General features: G+C 64.6%; 15 protein-coding genes and 1 other RNA gene. All 16 read right to left on the bottom strand.

The genetic code is table 11. The features are described 5' to 3' along the window. Positions 1-307: 307 nt before the first annotated feature. Complete coding sequence (tyrS, locus tag DEBA_RS01460) at positions 308-1540, bottom strand: tyrosine--tRNA ligase (RefSeq protein ID WP_013257129.1); 1233 nt, start codon at positions 1538-1540, stop codon at positions 308-310. A gap of 114 nt (positions 1541-1654) precedes the next feature. Further along, on the bottom strand, positions 1655-2461 hold the full coding sequence (locus DEBA_RS01455) for a TIGR00282 family metallophosphoesterase (protein WP_013257128.1): 807 nt from the start codon (positions 2459-2461) through the stop codon (positions 1655-1657). Between the two features lie 81 nt (positions 2462-2542). Continuing rightward, positions 2543-4105: a ribonuclease Y gene (rny, locus tag DEBA_RS01450; RefSeq protein ID WP_013257127.1), complete on the bottom strand. Its 1563-nt coding sequence runs from the start codon at positions 4103-4105 to the stop codon at positions 2543-2545. A 311-nt stretch (positions 4106-4416) separates the two neighbouring features. Further along, positions 4417-4599: non-coding RNA, 6S RNA (gene ssrS / locus DEBA_RS17555), on the bottom strand. Next, positions 4597-4881, bottom strand: a complete 285-nt coding sequence (locus tag DEBA_RS01445) for a cell division protein ZapA (protein WP_013257126.1) — start codon at positions 4879-4881, stop codon at positions 4597-4599. Before DEBA_RS01445 ends, ssrS begins: the two co-directional genes overlap by 3 nt. A gap of 12 nt (positions 4882-4893) precedes the next feature. Next, entirely contained in the window at positions 4894-5112 is a 219-nt protein-coding gene (locus tag DEBA_RS01440) for a cell division protein ZapB (protein ID WP_013257125.1), read from the bottom strand. 92 nt (positions 5113-5204) lie between these two features. Next, positions 5205-7043 (bottom strand): glutamine--fructose-6-phosphate transaminase (isomerizing), encoded by a 1839-nt coding sequence (gene glmS / locus DEBA_RS01435; RefSeq protein ID WP_013257124.1) that lies wholly within the window; start codon positions 7041-7043, stop codon positions 5205-5207. A gap of 4 nt (positions 7044-7047) precedes the next feature. Further along, positions 7048-7824 carry a sugar phosphate nucleotidyltransferase gene (locus tag DEBA_RS01430; protein ID WP_013257123.1) on the bottom strand — a complete coding sequence of 259 codons (777 nt, stop codon included), beginning with the start codon at positions 7822-7824 and terminating at the stop codon, positions 7048-7050. 92 nt (positions 7825-7916) lie between these two features. Then, positions 7917-9128, bottom strand: coding sequence for an SGNH/GDSL hydrolase family protein (locus DEBA_RS01425; RefSeq protein ID WP_013257122.1), 1212 nt, complete (start codon positions 9126-9128; stop codon positions 7917-7919). Positions 9129-9235: 107 nt separating this feature from the next. Beyond that, a complete protein-coding gene (locus tag DEBA_RS01420) occupies positions 9236-9649 on the bottom strand; it encodes a F0F1 ATP synthase subunit epsilon (RefSeq protein ID WP_013257121.1) in 414 nt (137 codons plus the stop codon). An 18-nt stretch (positions 9650-9667) separates the two neighbouring features. Beyond that, the gene (gene atpD / locus DEBA_RS01415) at positions 9668-11077 is read right to left on the bottom strand and encodes a F0F1 ATP synthase subunit beta (RefSeq protein WP_013257120.1); all 1410 of its coding nucleotides are present in this window, start codon (positions 11075-11077) and stop codon (positions 9668-9670) included. A 40-nt stretch (positions 11078-11117) separates the two neighbouring features. Beyond that, positions 11118-11996 (bottom strand): ATP synthase F1 subunit gamma, encoded by an 879-nt coding sequence (gene atpG / locus DEBA_RS01410; protein ID WP_013257119.1) that lies wholly within the window; start codon positions 11994-11996, stop codon positions 11118-11120. Positions 11997-12001: 5 nt separating this feature from the next. Further along, positions 12002-13516 (bottom strand): F0F1 ATP synthase subunit alpha, encoded by a 1515-nt coding sequence (gene atpA, locus DEBA_RS01405; protein WP_013257118.1) that lies wholly within the window; start codon positions 13514-13516, stop codon positions 12002-12004. Further along, positions 13516-14067, bottom strand: coding sequence for an ATP synthase F1 subunit delta (atpH, locus tag DEBA_RS01400; RefSeq protein WP_013257117.1), 552 nt, complete (start codon positions 14065-14067; stop codon positions 13516-13518). The genes atpA and atpH overlap by 1 nt, the downstream gene beginning before the upstream one ends. After that, on the bottom strand, positions 14064-14729 hold the full coding sequence (gene atpF / locus DEBA_RS16650; RefSeq protein ID WP_013257116.1) for a F0F1 ATP synthase subunit B: 666 nt from the start codon (positions 14727-14729) through the stop codon (positions 14064-14066). Before atpF ends, atpH begins: the two co-directional genes overlap by 4 nt. Beyond that, on the bottom strand, positions 14726-15160 hold the full coding sequence (locus DEBA_RS01390) for an ATP synthase F0 subunit B (RefSeq protein WP_013257115.1): 435 nt from the start codon (positions 15158-15160) through the stop codon (positions 14726-14728). Before DEBA_RS01390 ends, atpF begins: the two co-directional genes overlap by 4 nt. Between the last annotated feature and the right edge of the window lie 11 nt (positions 15161-15171).

Raw genomic sequence — 15171 nt, 5'->3', positions numbered from 1 at the left:
AGGCCAGGCGCCGGCCCCGCCTTGCCAGGCCGGGCGCCGGCCCACCGGGAGCTACGGTCAAGGTTGGTTGCGCCCGGAAAAAGGAAAGAGTTAAGAGGGGAAAGGTGCTTTTGTTTATGCCATGAAATTGCGAAGCAATTTCATGGAATGCAAAGCAACAAGGCTACCCGCGAAGCCGCCGCGAAAATGAAAACGACGCGCATCGATTGCGAAGCAATCGATGCGGGGCTTTTCTTTTTGGAGGGGGGTGCGGGGGGAACCTTTTTCTTTTGGCACAAAAGAAAAAGGTTCCCCCCGCAAGTCTTCATCAAACAGGCACGATGCGGTGGTGTTTTTTCTTACCGGCGCGGAGCCAGATAGCGCCGTCTGGGTTGGCGTGGGCCAGGGAGATGATTTGGTCGAAGGCATCGATGCGGTTTTGTCCGACGTATGCGCCGCCTTGGCTGATGAGTCGGCGGGCGTCGGAGGATGTTTTGGCCAGGCCGGTTTGGACGAGGAGGGAGAAGGCTGGCAGTCCGGCCTGGAGGGTTGCGCGATCGATGTTGGTTGCGGGCACGCCATCGGCGTCGCCTTGGCCGGCGAAGGCGGCTTGGGCGGCGGCCTGGGCTTCGGCGGCGGCTTGTTGGCCGTGGACGATGGTTGTCACTTCGCGGGCCAGGGTTTGTTTGGCCTGATTGATGGCCGCGCCTTGCAGGGCGGCCAGTTCGGCGATCTGGTCGAGGGGCAGGAAGGTGAAGAGTTTTAGGAATCGTTCGACGTCTTGGTCGTGGGTGTTGACCCAATATTGATAGAACTCGTAGGGGCTGGTGCGTTCGGGGTCGAGCCAGATGGCGCCGGCGTGGGTTTTGCCCATTTTCTGACCGGAGGCGGTGGTGAGCAGGGGAAAGGTCAGGCCGTGCACGGTGTTGCCGTGGACGCGGCGGGCCAGGTCGATGCCCATGACGATGTTGCCCCACTGGTCGTTGCCGCCCATTTGCAGCTTGCAGTCCATGGCGTGGGATAGATACATGAAATCGTATGCTTGGAGGATCATGTAGTTGAATTCGATGAAGGACAGGCCGGTCTCCTGGGCCAGGCGCAGCTTGACGGATTCTTGTTGGAGCATGCGATTGACCGAGAAGTGGCGGCCGGTGTCGCGCAGGAACTCGATGTAGTTTAGCTTCAGCAGCCAGTCGGCGTTGTTGATCATCTGGGCTTGGCCGGGGCCGAAGTCGAGAAAGCGGCTGAGCTGATTTTGCAAGGCGGCGACGTTCTGGCTGATTTGCTCGATGGTCAGGAGCTTGCGCATCTCGGTTTTGCCGGAGGGGTCTCCGACCATGCCGGTGCCGCCGCCGACCAGGACCAGGGGCCGGTGACCGGCCCGTTGCAGGTGCATCAGGCTGATGATGGGCACCAGCGAGCCCACGTGGAGGCTGGTGGCGGTGGGGTCGAAGCCGATGTAGCCGGTGACGCGCTCGGTTTGGAAGAGCTGGCGCAGGGCTTGGGCGTCGGAGCATTGCTCGATGAAGCCCCGGCTGGCGTAGGTGTCGTAGAGGTTCATGATCGTCATCCGCTGTGAGAAAAGGCGCGGGTGTTCCGCGCGGCGTTGGGCCGCCGGCGCTGGCGGTCGGAGATTATGATACCACGGATCGGCGCGGGCTTGAAGCGGCGGTCGTCAGGGTTGCCCGGGCCGCTCGCTCAGGGGCGCGTCGATGCGTTGGATGTGCAGGGCCGCGCCGGTGGCGGCGTCGACCTCGACGACGGTGGCTTGCAGGCGGGGGTTTTCCTCGGCGGCGCGAAAGCGGGCCGGCCGGGCGGTGAGAAAGCGCTGGATGGCCACTTCGGTCTCGACGCCGATGATGGAGTCGTGGGGGCCGGTCATGCCCACATCCGATTGAAAGGCCGTGCCGCCGGGCAGGATGCGTTCGTCGGCGGTGGGCACGTGGGTGTGGGTGCCCAGCACGGCGGAGACGCGGCCGTCCAGCCGCCAGGCCAGGGCGGCTTTTTCGCTGGTGGCCTCGGCGTGGAAATCCACGATGATCACCGGGGTCTGGGCCAGGGGGCCGGCCAGGATTTCCTCGGCGCAGGCAAAGGGGCAGTCGAGCTGGCTCATGAAGACGCGGCCTTCCAGGTTGAGCACGCCCACGGGCGGCCCGGCCTGGGTGCGAGCGATGACCCAGCCGCGGCCCGGCGCGTCGCCGGGGTAGTTGTGGGGCCGCAGGAGGTGTGGTTCGTCGTCGAGCAGGGCCTCGATCTCGCGGTGTCGCCAGACGTGGTTGCCGGTGGTGATGACGTCGACGCCGGCCAGGAAGATCTCGCCGGCGGTCTCGGGGGTGATGCCGATGCCGCCGGCCGAGTTTTCGCCGTTGGCGATGACCAGGTCCGGCCGCAGGCTGGCCTTGAGGCCGGGCAACAGGGCGGCCAGGGCCTGGCGGCCGGCCGCGCCGAAGATATCGCCGATGTGCAGGATGGTCAGCTTCATGGCTCGCCTCCTCATAAAAAAGTCACGGGCCGCTTTTTGGTCGCGGCCCGTGCTTGGTGCTTGGTCGTGGCGCGGCCGGGTTTATTTGGCGAAATCCACCGCCCTGGTCTCGCGGATAACGGTGACCTTGATCTGGCCGGGATACATCAGCTCTTCCTCGATCTTGCGGGCCACGTCGCGGGAGATCATCACGGCGTCCTCGTCGCTGGTCTTTTCGGGTTCGAGGACGATGCGCACCTCGCGGCCGGCCTGGATGGCGTAGGAGTTGGCCACGCCGTGGTGGGCGTTGGCGATGGCCTCCAGTTCCTCCAGGCGCTTGACGTATGATTCGAGCATCTCGCGCCGCGCGCCGGGCCTGGCCCCGCTGAGGGCGTCGGCGGCCTGGACGATGACGTCGAGGACGGTCTCGGGCGGCAGATCCTCGTGATGGGCGGCGATGGCGTGGACAATGTGGGGCTTTTCGTTGAAACGCTTGGCCAAGTCCTGGCCGATGAGGGCGTGGGGCCCTTCGATCTCGTGGTCGACGGCCTTGCCGATGTCGTGCAGCAGGCCGGCGCGGCGGGCCTGCTTGGGGTTGATGCCAAGTTCGGCGGCCATGATCCCCGAGAGGAAGGCCACCTCGATGGAGTGCTGCAAGACGTTCTGCGAATAGGACGAGCGATAGCGCAGCCGGCCCAGCAACTTGACCAGCTCGGGATGGATGCCGTGGACGCCCACGTCGAAGGTGGCCTGCTCGCCGGCCTCCTTGATGCTGGCCTCGACCTCGGTGGAGACCTTCTTGACGATCTCCTCGATGCGCGCCGGGTGAATGCGGCCGTCGGAGATCAGGCGCTCCAGGCTGAGGCGGGCTATCTCGCGGCGCATGGGGTTGAAGCCGCTGATGATCACGGCCTCGGGGGTGTCGTCGATGATCAGGTCGATGCCGCAGGCCGCCTCGATGGCCCGGATGTTGCGGCCCTCGCGGCCGATGATGCGGCCTTTCATCTCCTCGGAGGGCAGATTGACGACGCTGACGGTTTTTTCGACGGCGTAGTCGCCGGCGTAGCGCTTGCAGGCCAGGGCCAGGATTTCCTGGGATTTCTTGGCGGCGGACTCGCGGGTTTCGCTTTCGATGCGCCGGATGGTCTTGGCCGCTTCGTGGCGGGCCTCGGAGACGACGCTTTCCTCGAGCTGGGCCTTGGCTTCATCTTGGGTCAGGCCGGCGATGCGCTCCAGCATCTCTTTTTGCTGGCTGGCCATCTGGTCGATCTCGGCGCGCTTTTTCTCCAGGTGTTTTTCCTTGTCGCCCACCGAGGTTTCGCGGCGCGAGAGCTCGTTTTCGCGGGTTTCGAGGGCCTCTGCGCGCTTGTCGAGCAGCTCTTCCTTCTGGCTGAGGCGTTTTTCGACCTGGGCCAGTTCGGCGCGGCGCTCCTTGCCTTCGTGTTCGAACTCCAGCTTGAGTTGGTAGAGCTGGTCCTTGGCCTGGATCAGGGCCTCTTTCTTGAGGGTCTCGGCCTCGCGGCGGGCGTCGTCGACGATTTTTTGGCTAAGGATTTCAACTGATTGCAGGCGAGCGGCCGCCTGCTTTTTGCGAAAGACATAGCCAGCCGCCACTCCGCCGCCAGCGGCGAGCAGGGCGACCAGCAACCACAGTGCTTCGTTCATGGATCCTCCTTGGTCGCGGCAAGGAGGTTGAGGCCATGCGGCAAGCGCGCCGGATCCCGGCGGCGGGCCAGGCCCGCCTTACGGCGCGATAAGGCTAGTATTTACGACAAGTTATCTCGATGGACGCCCCGGCCCGCGCCAGCGGGGATCAACGCCGGAAGCGCGGCTGGGCCCCGCTTCCGCCGGGTGCGCCGCCCTGCCACAGGCATCTTGGTGGCCCATCGGCTGGCTGGCGGCGATCATCGTCAATGGAGACAAAGCGCTCATTTGCGCCTTTAGCTCGTAAATACAGCGTCTTATCGAAGCGCTTAAAGATCCCCGCCTCTGCCGTGCGGCAAGCGTGTTTTGAACCTGTCGAAACAGGTGGGCCCGGCGTGAGGCCGGTTCGGGCATCCGCGTGCGGCGCCGCCCCCATGGCTCAGTGGCATTGGGCCCTTTATATAAGTGTTGGCTCAAAAATGCTTCTTGCCAGTCCACGAACAGCGCAGGGATTAACTTGCTTTTACGGCTTGGTCAATTCTTTGCGCAAGCCGTTCCGCTCTGACCTCAATCTCCCTAAGCAGGCTTTCCCTTTCGTCCTTCAACGAAAGAAGCTCGCTGGTGATGTTCAGGGCGGCCAAAACTGTTGCTGCCAGGGTCGAAGACGTCGTGGTCGAAGACAGCACCTCGCTCAGACGGTCGTCCAGGTAGCCGGCAACCCGCCTGACCTGGGCCTCTCCCCTGTCCGAGCGCAAGACATATTCGCTGCCTAGAATCTCTACCTTAACGCCGGCCATATGCGACCGCCGCTATATCTGTTCCAGTTTGGCCACCAGATTTTCTATCCTCTGCCGTACTTGCTCGCGTTCGGCTTCCTGGGCGGCCAGCTGGCGTTTCAGCTCGGTCGCTTCGCTGTCTTTCTCGTTGTAGAGTTTCATCAGCTCCGAATTTTCTTCCTTCAGAGCCGCCAGCCGCTCCAGCAGAGCCTCAACTTTTTGTTCCAGACGAGCAAACACGGCAATTTCCATGGGATTCTGGCCCTCGTTCCTATGTATCAATTTAGGGCAACGGCCGTGCCCGGTCAATAGTTTTGTAAATTTTCCTATGTTTTTTTACGAACTTACTCCACCGTGACGCTCTTGGCCAGATTGCGTGGCTGGTCCACGTCCGTGCCGCGCAGCACGGCCACGTGATAGGCCAGCAACTGCAGCGGCGTGACCATGGTCACCGGCGCCAAAAGGGGCGGCGTGTTGGGCACGGTGATGATGGCGTCGGCCAAGGCCTGGGCCGAGCGGTTGTCCTCCTCGGTGACGGCGATGAGCTTGCCGCCCCGGGCGCGCACCTCCTCCATGTTGGAGAGCACCTTTTCCAGCACGTCGGTCTGGTTGGCCAGGACGACCACCGGCATTTTTTCGTCGATGAGGGCGATTGGTCCGTGCTTCATCTCGCCGGCCGGATAGCCCTCGGCGTGAATATAGCTGATTTCCTTCAGCTTCAGCGCGCCTTCCAGGGCGATGGGGAAACAGTTGCCCCGGCCAAGGTACAAAAAATCCGAGGCCTGGCAATAGGCCTCGGCCACCTTGCGCACCTCTTCCTCGCGCTCCAACGTCTGTTGGACCAGCCCCGGCAACAGCACCAGTTGATCGACCAGGCGGCGCGTGGCCCCGGCGTCCAGCACGCCCCGCGTCCGGCCCAGGTGGATGGCCAGGATGTATAGCGCCATCAACTGGGTGGTGAAGGCCTTGGTTGAGGCCACGCCGATCTCGGGCCCGGCGTGGGTGTAGACCACGCCGTCGGTCTCGCGGGTGAGCGTCGAGCCCAACACGTTGCACACGCCCACCGCCCGCGCGCCTTTGGCTCGGGCCTCGCGCACGGCGGCCAGGGTGTCGGCGGTCTCGCCCGATTGGCTGATGGCCACCACGATGTCGCCCGGCCCCACCAGCGGGTCGCGGTAGCGGAACTCGGAGCCCAGGTCCACCTCGGCGGGCATGCGGGCCAGGCCCTCGATGGCGAACTTGGCCACCAGCGCCGCGTGATAACTGGTGCCGCAGGCCAGCAAAACCATGCGCTTGGCCTGGCGCAGGTCGCCTTCGCTCAGGCCCAGGTCGGGCAGGAAAATCTCCTCGGAGCCGGCCTTGACCCGCCCGGTGAGCGTGTCGGTCAGGGCGCGGGGCTGCTCGAAGATCTCTTTTTGCATGAAATGTTTGAAGCCGGCCTTTTCGGCCATGGCCGGCGACCAACTGATGGTGGTGACGGCGTGCTCCTTGGCCGGGCCCAGCAGGCTTTCGATCTGGTAGCCGCCGTGGCTGATCGTCACCAGATCGCCGTCGTCCAAAAACACCACCTGGTTGCTATGCGACAAAAAGGCCGGCACGTCCGAGGCCAGGAAAAACTCGCCCGGCTGCTGGCCCAGGCCCAGAATCAGCGGCGAATCCTTGCGCGCGCCGATCATCAAGTCGGGCCGCCGGCGGTCCAGGATGACCAGGGCGTAGGAGCCGCGGATCTGGCCCAGGGCCCGGCTGACGGCCTGGGGCAGATCGACCGCGCCGTGATCGAGCTCGCGCTGGACCAGGTGGGCGACGATCTCGGTGTCGGTGTCGGAGCTGAACTGGCGGCCCTCGGCCTGCAACTCGCGCTTGAGCTCCAGATAATTTTCGATGATGCCGTTATGCACCACGGCCACGTCGCCGGCCAGGTGGGGGTGGGCGTTGGCCTCACAGGGCCGGCCGTGGGTGGCCCAGCGGGTGTGGCCCATGCCGATCGTGCCATGCACCGGCTCCAGGGCCAGGCGTTGGCGCAGGCCCTCCAGCTTGCCGGTGGCCCGCCGCACGACAAACCCGCCCTGGTCGATGACGGCCAAGCCGGCCGAATCATAGCCGCGGTACTCCAGGCGGCTGAGGCCTTCCATGATCACCTCAACCGGGTCTTTGGGGCCGATGTAGCCGATAATGCCACACATTTGCCTATGCTCCCACCGCGCCGCGGCCGGCGGCCAGGCGCGCTTCCAGTTGGGCCAATTCGTCCTTGGAGTTGACGCCGGCCACCTCGTCGGGATCGGGGCAGATCACGTAGCCCACCGCCAGGCCCAAGCCCCCCAGGATGCCGGCCATGTCGGTGAGATAATACTCTTGCTGATCGTTGTCCGGGCGGATGGCCGCGAGATTGCCCAAAAGCGCCGCCGCCTCGAACACATAAATGCCCGAATTGACCAGGCGCACGGCCAGTTGCGCGGGGCTGGCGTCGCGGGCCTCGACGATGGCCCGCAACCTGCCGTCCGCGCCGGCGATCAAGCGGCCGTAAGCCCCGGGCCGCTCCAGCTCCATGGCCAGCACGGTCATGGCGTTGCCTTGGCGGTCGTGCTCGGCCAGCAGGCGGCGGCAGGTTTCGGCGCGCAGGCAGGGCACGTCGCCATAGAGCACCAGCACCCGTCCGGCAAAACCGGCCAAGGCCGGCGCGGCGGCCATCATGGCGTGGCCGGTGCCCAGTTGGGGCTCTTGCACGGCGTAGAGCAGATCGCCACGCGCGGCGAAGGCCTGGCGGACAAGCTGGGCCTGATAGCCGATCACCGCCACCTTGCGGCTGGCCCCCAGCGCATCGGCCAGGGCCAGGACATGGCCCAGCAACGGCCGGCCGGCCAGGGGATGCAAAACCTTGGGCAGATCGGACTTCATGCGCGTGCCCTTGCCGGCGGCCAGAATGACCACGGCAAGCTCGCTGGGATTGGTCCCCGGGGCGTTCATCGGTTTCGGTCCCTCCCGCGCGGCCGGCATGGTCCGCGCGGGCTAAAGCGTAACATCGCCCGCCCGTCGTTACTAGCCTTGCGCCAATTTTTTCATGGCCGCAGGTAACCGCGCTCGACGACCTCCTCGGCGATCAACCGGCTCAGGGCCCGCGAAGGATGGAAGTGGTCGGTGGGCTCCAGGCGGGCCCAGTCGCGGGAGTGGCGTTGTAGCTGGCGGTCCATCATCGGAGCCACGTCGTAGTGTTCGATGCCCAGCTCATCCAGTATCTTGAGGATGTCGGCCCGCTGCCGCCGGAAGTTTTCCGGCCACAGGGTCAGCTTCTCCAGCTCGGGGTAGACCACCACGCGCAGGGCGAAGCCGTGCTGCCGGCTGAGCCTTTGCAGCAGCGCGATGTTTTCGCGCACGTCGTCTTGCAGGCTGGCCCGGTTGGTGAAGGAGGCCTTCAGCGACACATAGACGCGGTATAGCGTTGAATGCTTGTAAAGCCAATAGTTTATGTGCTGGGCGCCCACGTAGGTGTTGGCGATGACAGTGTAGCCGCCCTCGTCCTTGAGCACCACCGGCGTGCCGTCCCAGTCGTTGAGGCAAAACTCCAGGATGACCACGTCTGGGCGCAGCTTCAGGCCGTTGCGCTGGAAATAGATCAGCTCCTGGCGGGTGGAATAGCCATAGACGCCCATCGTCCAATAGTCGTAATTGGCCAGCCCGGCGATTTCCTTGCAATATTCGGTTAAAAACCCCAGCGCGCAGATCGAATCGCCCAAAAACAGCACCCGCGTCAGGCCCGGCCTTTTGACCGGGTCATAGCCGTTGTGCAGCGCGCCATGCTCGGAGTAGGGAAAGCCCGGGCCCAGCAACGGCTGATAACCGATCTCGTCGTCCTTTTGCAACCAGTTGACCTTGGCCGTCCAAGTGCCCTTGAGGTGCGGGTTCTTCTCGGCCTCCCGGCGGGTGTGCTCGAAGTTGAACTCCAGGGCGCGGCCCGAGTTGAACACCAGGTTGAAGGGAATCAGCGCCAGCTCGAAGAGCACCAGCGACACGACCAGCGAGGCCAGCACCAGCGCCAGGCGCAACAGCCCCCGCCGCGTGAACAGCACGTGGGCGAACAAGGTGGCCAAAAAGATCAACAGGCCCAGGATGAAATAAAAAAGCGCCAGGCCGATGTCCTCGGCGTAGCCGATGTTGTAGGTGACCGCCGCCAGGGGCAGATCCTTGCTGAAGATGGCGTAAAGCACGTTGGCCAACAGGCCCAGGACGGTCAAGCCCAAAAGGGCGCTGATAATTTTTCGTTGCTTGCTCATGATTTTTTCCGCGCGGCGCGCCGCGGGCGAGGATGGCGTTGATGGAAAAAGCGCCGGGCGGATACGCTCCGCCCGGCGCTCATGATTGTGACAAAGGGCGGCCGCGCCTAAGCCTGGCCGCGCTGCACGATCCGCATGCGCAGCATCGCCCGCTTGAGGGCGGCCTCCACGCGGATGTATTCCATGTCCTCGCCCTTCACCTTGGCCAAGCGCTGCTCGGCCTTTTCGCGGGCGCGTTGGGCGCGGTCGACGTCGATTTCCCGGGCCAGTTCGGCGGCCTCGGCCAGAACCGTGACCTTGCTCCCCGTGACCTCGGCGAAACCGCCGGCGATGGCCGCGTAGTCGGTGTGCGCGCCGTCGCGGAAGCGCAGTTCGCCGATATCCAGGGTGGCCAGGAAGGGCACGTGCCCGTAAAGCACGCCGAACTCGCCGTCCACGCCGGTGGCCACAACCGCCTCGACCTCCTTGCTGAGCAGGAGCTTGTCGGGGGTGACGACTTCCAGCAGTATCTTATTGGCCATTGGTCACTCCGGTCCCGTCTACATCTGGGCCAAACGCTCGGCCTTGGCGCGGGCGTCGTCGATGTTGCCCACCATGTGGAAGGCCTGCTCGGGCAGGTCGTCGGCCTTGCCTTCGAGGATCTCCTTGAAGCTGCGGATGTTGTCCTCCAGCTTGACATAGGCGCCGGCCATGCCGGTGAAGACCTCGGCCACGTGGAAGGGCTGCGAGAGGAAGCGCTGGATGCGCCGTGCGCGGTGCACGGTGATCTTGTCCTCGTCGCTGAGCTCGTCCATGCCCAGGATGGCGATGATGTCTTGCAGGTCTTTGTATTTCTGCAGGATCATCTGCACCTTGCGAGCCACGCCATAGTGCTCCTCGCCCAGGTAGTTGGGGTCGAGGATGCGGCTGGTGGAGTCCAGCGGGTCCACGGCGGGGTAGATGCCCAGCTCGGAAATCTGGCGGCTGAGCACCACGGTGCCGTCCAAGTGGGCGAAGGTGGTGGCCGGGGCCGGGTCGGTCAAGTCGTCGGCGGGCACGTAGACGCACTGCACCGAGGTGATCGAGCCCTTGGTGGTGGAGGTGATGCGCTCCTGCAGCTCGCCAAGGTCGGTGCCCAGGGTCGGCTGATAACCGACCGCCGAAGGCATGCGGCCAAGCAACGCCGAGACCTCGGAGCCGGCCTGGGTGAAGCGGAAGATGTTGTCGACGAACAAGAGCACGTCCTGGCCCTGCACGTCGCGGTAGTATTCGGCGGTGGTCAGGGCCGAGATGGCCACGCGGGCGCGGGCGCCGGGCGGCTCGGTCATCTGGCCGTAGACCAGGGCGGCCTTGCTGATGACGCCCGAGTCCTTCATTTCGTGGTAGAGGTCGTTGCCCTCGCGGGTGCGCTCGCCCACGCCGGCGAACACCGAGATGCCGCCGTGCTGCATGGCGATGTTGTGGATCATTTCCATCATGATGACGGTCTTGCCCACGCCCGCGCCGCCGAACATGCCCATCTTGCCGCCGCGGGGAAAGGGCACCAGCAGGTCGATGACCTTGACGCCGGTCTCGAGCACGTTGACCGAGGTGTCCTGGTCGACCAGGCTGGGGGCCGGGCGGTGAATGGGGAAGTATTCCTTGGCGTTGACCGGGCCCAGGCCGTCCACGGGCCGGCCCACGACGTTGAGCACGCGGCCCAAAATCGCGTCGCCCACGGGCATTTGGATGGGCTTGCCGGTGTTCTTGACCGGCAGACCGCGCTGCAAGCCCTCGGTGACGTCCATGGCGATGCAGCGGACGACGTTGTCGCCAAGGTGCTGGGCCACTTCGACCACCAGGTTGTCTTCCTGGTCGTTGATGCCTTTATTGGTGACCAACAGGGCCGTGAGGATCTCCGGCAGCTCGCCCTCGGGGAACTCCACGTCGATGACGGGCCCGATGACCTGGGTTATTTTGCCGACGCTCATAATGAACTAGCCTCCATAAGAAGCGTGATTATTTTGCTCGTCAGCCCTGCTTGAGGGCCTCGGCGCCGCCGATGATGTCCATCAGCTCGGTGGTGATCGCCGCCTGGCGGGCCTTGTTGTAGGCCAGGGTCAGGCGCTCGATCATGTCCTTGCAGTTCCTGGTGGCGTTGTCCATGGCCGTCATGCGGGCCGCGTGTTCGCTGGTGGCGGTCTCCAGCAGGGCGCGGTAGATGGTGACGTTGAGGTAACGCGGGAGCAATTCCACCAGGATTTCCTCGGCCGATGGCTCGGTCAGATACTCGGCCGCGCCGGCCGCGCTCGCCTCGGAGGCCGCCTCCGGCTCGATGGGCAGCAGTTTCAGCGCCGTCGGCGCCTGCCGGCCCATGCCCATGAACTGCGAGAAGATGATGTAGACCTCTTGCACCTCGCCGGCCAGGAAGGGGTCCAGCGCAAAGCCGCCCACCTGGGTGGCCAGGTCGAAGTCGACCACGTTCATGGCGCCGCTGAGCCGCTGGGCCGTCTCGATGTTGCGTTTGCGCAGATAGTCGCCGACCTGGCGGCCCACGGCGTAGATCTTCAGGCCGCGGCCGTTGGCCTTGGTTTCGTTGATGAACTTCTGCGTCTTGTCGATCAGGCCGGCGTTGAAGGATCCACACAATCCGCGGTCGGCCGACAGGGCGATCAGGCCCACGTTCTCGACCACCTCCGGCTGGGCCAGGAGGGGGTGGATTTCGGGGTCGACGCCCTGCGACAGGCTGCCCAAGACCTCGCGGAACTTGGTGGCGTAGGGCCGGAAGGCCTCGGTCTTGCCTTGCACCTGGCGCAGCTTGGCCGTGGCCACCATGTTCATGGCCTTGGTGATCTGCCTGGTCTTTTTGACCGCGGAGATCTTGGTTTGTATGTCGCGAAGTGATGCCATAAGCGTTACAGCTGGGCAGAGAAGATGCGGTCGAACTCTTCGAGGACCGCCTTCATCTTGCCTTCCAGTTCGGCGTCAATGGCCTGCTTGGCCTGCAGCTCGGCGAAGACGCCGGCGTGCTTGCTCTCGATGAACTCGTAGAGCTGCTTTTCGTACTCGCCCAGCTTGGCCACCGGCAGTTTGTCCAAAAAGCCGCGGGTGCCGGCGAAGAGGATCGTCACCTGCTTGACCATGGGCAGCGGCTGATACTGGGGCTGCTTGAGGATCTCAACCAGGCGCATGCCGCGGTTGAGCTGGGCCTGGGTGGCCTTGTCCAGGTCGGAGCCGAACTGGGCGAAGGCCTCCAGCTCGCGGTACTGGGCCAAGTCCAGGCGCAGGGTGCCGGCCACCTGCTTCATGGCCTTGCACTGGGCCGCGCCACCCACCCGCGAGACCGACAGGCCGACGTTGATCGCCGGGCGCACGCCCGAGAAGAACAGGCGTGGCTCCAGGTAGATCTGGCCGTCGGTGATGGAGATCACGTTGGTGGGAATGTAGGCCGAGACGTCGCCGGCCTGGGTCTCGATGACCGGCAGGGCCGTCAAGGAACCGGCGCCCAGCTCGTCGTTGAGCTTGGCGGCGCGCTCGAGCAGGCGGCTGTGGTTATAGAAGATGTCGCCGGGGAAGGCCTCGCGTCCCGGCGGACGGCGCAGCAACAGCGAAATCTGGCGATAGGCCACGGCCTGCTTGCTCAGGTCGTCGTAGCAGATCAGCGCGTGACGGGCGCTGTCGCGGAAGTATTCGCCGATGGCGCAGCCCGAGTAGGGGGCGATGTACTGCAAGGTGGCGGGGTCGGAGGCGCAGGCCGAGACCACGCAGGTGTATTCCATGGCCCCGTGGCGGGTCAGGGTGTCGACGACCTGGGCCACGGTGGATTTCTTCTGGCCGACGGCCACGTAGATGCAGTAGACGTCCTGGCCCTTCTGGTTGATGATGGCGTCGACCAGGACGGCGGTCTTGCCGATCTGGCGGTCGCCGATGACCAGCTCGCGCTGACCGCGGCCCACGGGCGTCATGGCGTCGATGGCTTTGAGGCCGGTGTACATCGGTTCGTGGACGCTCTTGCGCTGCACGACGCCGGGGGCGATCATCTCGATGCGGCGGGCCTCTTTCGCGTTGATCGGGCCCTTGCCGTCGAGGGGATTGCCCACCGGGTCGATGACGCGGCCGATGACGGCCTCGCCCACCGGAACCTCGGCGATGCGACCGGTGCGTTTGACCGTGTCGCCTTCCTTGATGTGTTCGCAATCGCCCATGATGGTCACGCCGACGTTGTCCTCTTCAAGGTTGAGGACCATGCCCAGAATTCCGCCAGGGAACTCCAGCAACTCGCCGGCCATTGCCTTTTCCACGCCGTGGATACGGGCGATTCCGTCACCCACCGAGAGAACAGTGCCGGTCTCGGCGACTTCGACCTTCTTGTCGTAGTCTTTGATCTGCTCTCGGATGACCTGACTGATTTCTTCGGCTTTGATCTGCATCAGGCGTAATCACCCCTTCTCAAGGATTCTTTCAAGTTCGCCAGCTGGGTTTTGACCGAACCGTCCAAGACCAAGTCACCAATCTTGGCCACGACTCCGCCAATCAAGCTGGGATCCTCGATAACTTCCAAAGCCACCTCACGCCTCGCTACAGACTTCAACGATTGGGTCAGGCGCTTTACTTCTTCCTCATTCAACGCCGCCGCGGTGCGCACCTCCGCCCTGGTGACTCCGTTGACCTCGTCCAGCAACAGGCCGTAGGTCAAGGCGATGTCCCGCGCGGCCGCGATGCGGCCCCGGTCCATCAACAGGCGGAAGAAATTGGCGACCATGGGGCTGACGCCCAGTTTTTGCAGGATGGCGGCCAGGAGCTTCTTGCGGCTGTCGAAGTCGAAGCCCGGATTGACCAGCGTCGACTCCAACTCCGCCGAGTCGGCCAGCATCTGGGCCACCGCGCCCAGCTCCTTGCCGTACAACTCGGTGTTGCCGTCCTCCCTGCCTAGTTCCAGCAAAGCCTTGGCGTACCGCTTGGCCACAATAAAGCTGGTCACTGTACCTCCTGCTCCACCTTGGTCAAGTACTCGCTCACCAGGCGGGCCCGGTCGTCGGCGGTGATCTGCTCGCGCAGAATGTCGCCGGCCACCGTGGCGCTCAGGTCGGCGATCTCGCGCCGCAGCTCAAGCTTGGCCTGGTTGGTTTCCTGCTCGATGGTGAACTGGGCCTGGTCCTTGATGCGCTGGGCCATGGCCTTGGCGCCCTCGACGATGCGCTGGGCCTCGCGCTCGCCCTGGGCGCGGAATTCGGCCACGATGGCCTCGCGCTCGCCCTGGGCGTCGCGCAGGCGGCGCTCCATTTCGGCCAACTCGCGGGCGGCCTCTTCCTTGCGCCGGGCCAGCTCGTCCAGCTCGGTGGCGATGCCTTCGCTACGGGCGGCCAAGGCGTTCTTGACGGGCTTGCGCACCAGCACCAGCAGGATGATCACCAACAGGCCGAAGTTGACGCAACGCAGGATGAAGTCGTGGAGCTGGCCCTCGGTCACGCCGTGACCATGGCCCTGGGCCTCCATGTTCTCGTCGCCCACGTGCGCCTCGACCTGCTCGACCGTCTCCGCGCCGGCGGCGCCGTCGCTGGCCATCGACCACGAGGCCAGGCTCAACACCAACATCAAAGCGCCCAGCAGAGCCAGGACGCGTATTTTGACCCCGCTCTTCACTGGATGCTCCTCCCAAGAATCTTCTGGGCCAAATCCTGGCCGAAGCCGCGAACCTGGGCCTTGAGCTCCTCGCGCGCCTGGCCGATCTCCTCGGCGATCTGGGCGCGGACCTTGGCCACGGCTTGCTCCATTTCCTTTGTCGCCGCCTCGACCACGGAGCGCTCCTGGCTGTGGGCCTCGGCCTTCTGCTGCTCCTTCAGGGCCTGGCCCTGACGCCGCGCCTCGGCCAGCTCGGCGTTCATCGCCTCGCCCTTGGCCTGGGCGCCGTCGGTGGCGGCGGCGATGTCGCTGCCGAGCATGGCCATCTTTTCGGCCCGCTGGGCGATGACGCCACGGATAGGCTTGAAAAGCAGGTAGTTCAGCGCCACAACCAGCACGACGAAGTTGGCGATCTGGATGAAGACTGAGGCGTCGGGAATGATGCTGATCATAGGCTCTTCCT

Origin of the sequence: Desulfarculus baarsii DSM 2075 (assembly GCF_000143965.1) — a bacterium.
Lineage (GTDB): Bacteria > Desulfobacterota > Desulfarculia > Desulfarculales > Desulfarculaceae > Desulfarculus > Desulfarculus baarsii.
This window is presented reverse-complemented; position numbering and strand designations above follow the sequence as displayed.

What these genes read in the sequence shown, in the direction of transcription:
- tyrS (WP_013257129.1), bottom strand. Translation starts at nt 1,540, where the DNA reads ATGAACCTCTACGACACCTACGCCAGCCGGGGCTTCATCGAGCAATGC.
- DEBA_RS01455 (WP_013257128.1), bottom strand. Translation starts at nt 2,461, where the DNA reads ATGAAGCTGACCATCCTGCACATCGGCGATATCTTCGGCGCGGCCGGC.
- rny (WP_013257127.1), bottom strand. Translation starts at nt 4,105, where the DNA reads ATGAACGAAGCACTGTGGTTGCTGGTCGCCCTGCTCGCCGCTGGCGGC.
- DEBA_RS01445 (WP_013257126.1), bottom strand. Translation starts at nt 4,881, where the DNA reads ATGGCCGGCGTTAAGGTAGAGATTCTAGGCAGCGAATATGTCTTGCGC.
- DEBA_RS01440 (WP_013257125.1), bottom strand. Translation starts at nt 5,112, where the DNA reads ATGGAAATTGCCGTGTTTGCTCGTCTGGAACAAAAAGTTGAGGCTCTG.
- glmS (WP_013257124.1), bottom strand. Translation starts at nt 7,043, where the DNA reads ATGTGTGGCATTATCGGCTACATCGGCCCCAAAGACCCGGTTGAGGTG.
- DEBA_RS01430 (WP_013257123.1), bottom strand. Translation starts at nt 7,824, where the DNA reads ATGAACGCCCCGGGGACCAATCCCAGCGAGCTTGCCGTGGTCATTCTG.
- DEBA_RS01425 (WP_013257122.1), bottom strand. Translation starts at nt 9,128, where the DNA reads ATGAGCAAGCAACGAAAAATTATCAGCGCCCTTTTGGGCTTGACCGTC.
- DEBA_RS01420 (WP_013257121.1), bottom strand. Translation starts at nt 9,649, where the DNA reads ATGGCCAATAAGATACTGCTGGAAGTCGTCACCCCCGACAAGCTCCTG.
- atpD (WP_013257120.1), bottom strand. Translation starts at nt 11,077, where the DNA reads ATGAGCGTCGGCAAAATAACCCAGGTCATCGGGCCCGTCATCGACGTG.
- atpG (WP_013257119.1), bottom strand. Translation starts at nt 11,996, where the DNA reads ATGGCATCACTTCGCGACATACAAACCAAGATCTCCGCGGTCAAAAAG.
- atpA (WP_013257118.1), bottom strand. Translation starts at nt 13,516, where the DNA reads ATGCAGATCAAAGCCGAAGAAATCAGTCAGGTCATCCGAGAGCAGATC.
- DEBA_RS01390 (WP_013257115.1), bottom strand. Translation starts at nt 15,160, where the DNA reads ATGATCAGCATCATTCCCGACGCCTCAGTCTTCATCCAGATCGCCAAC.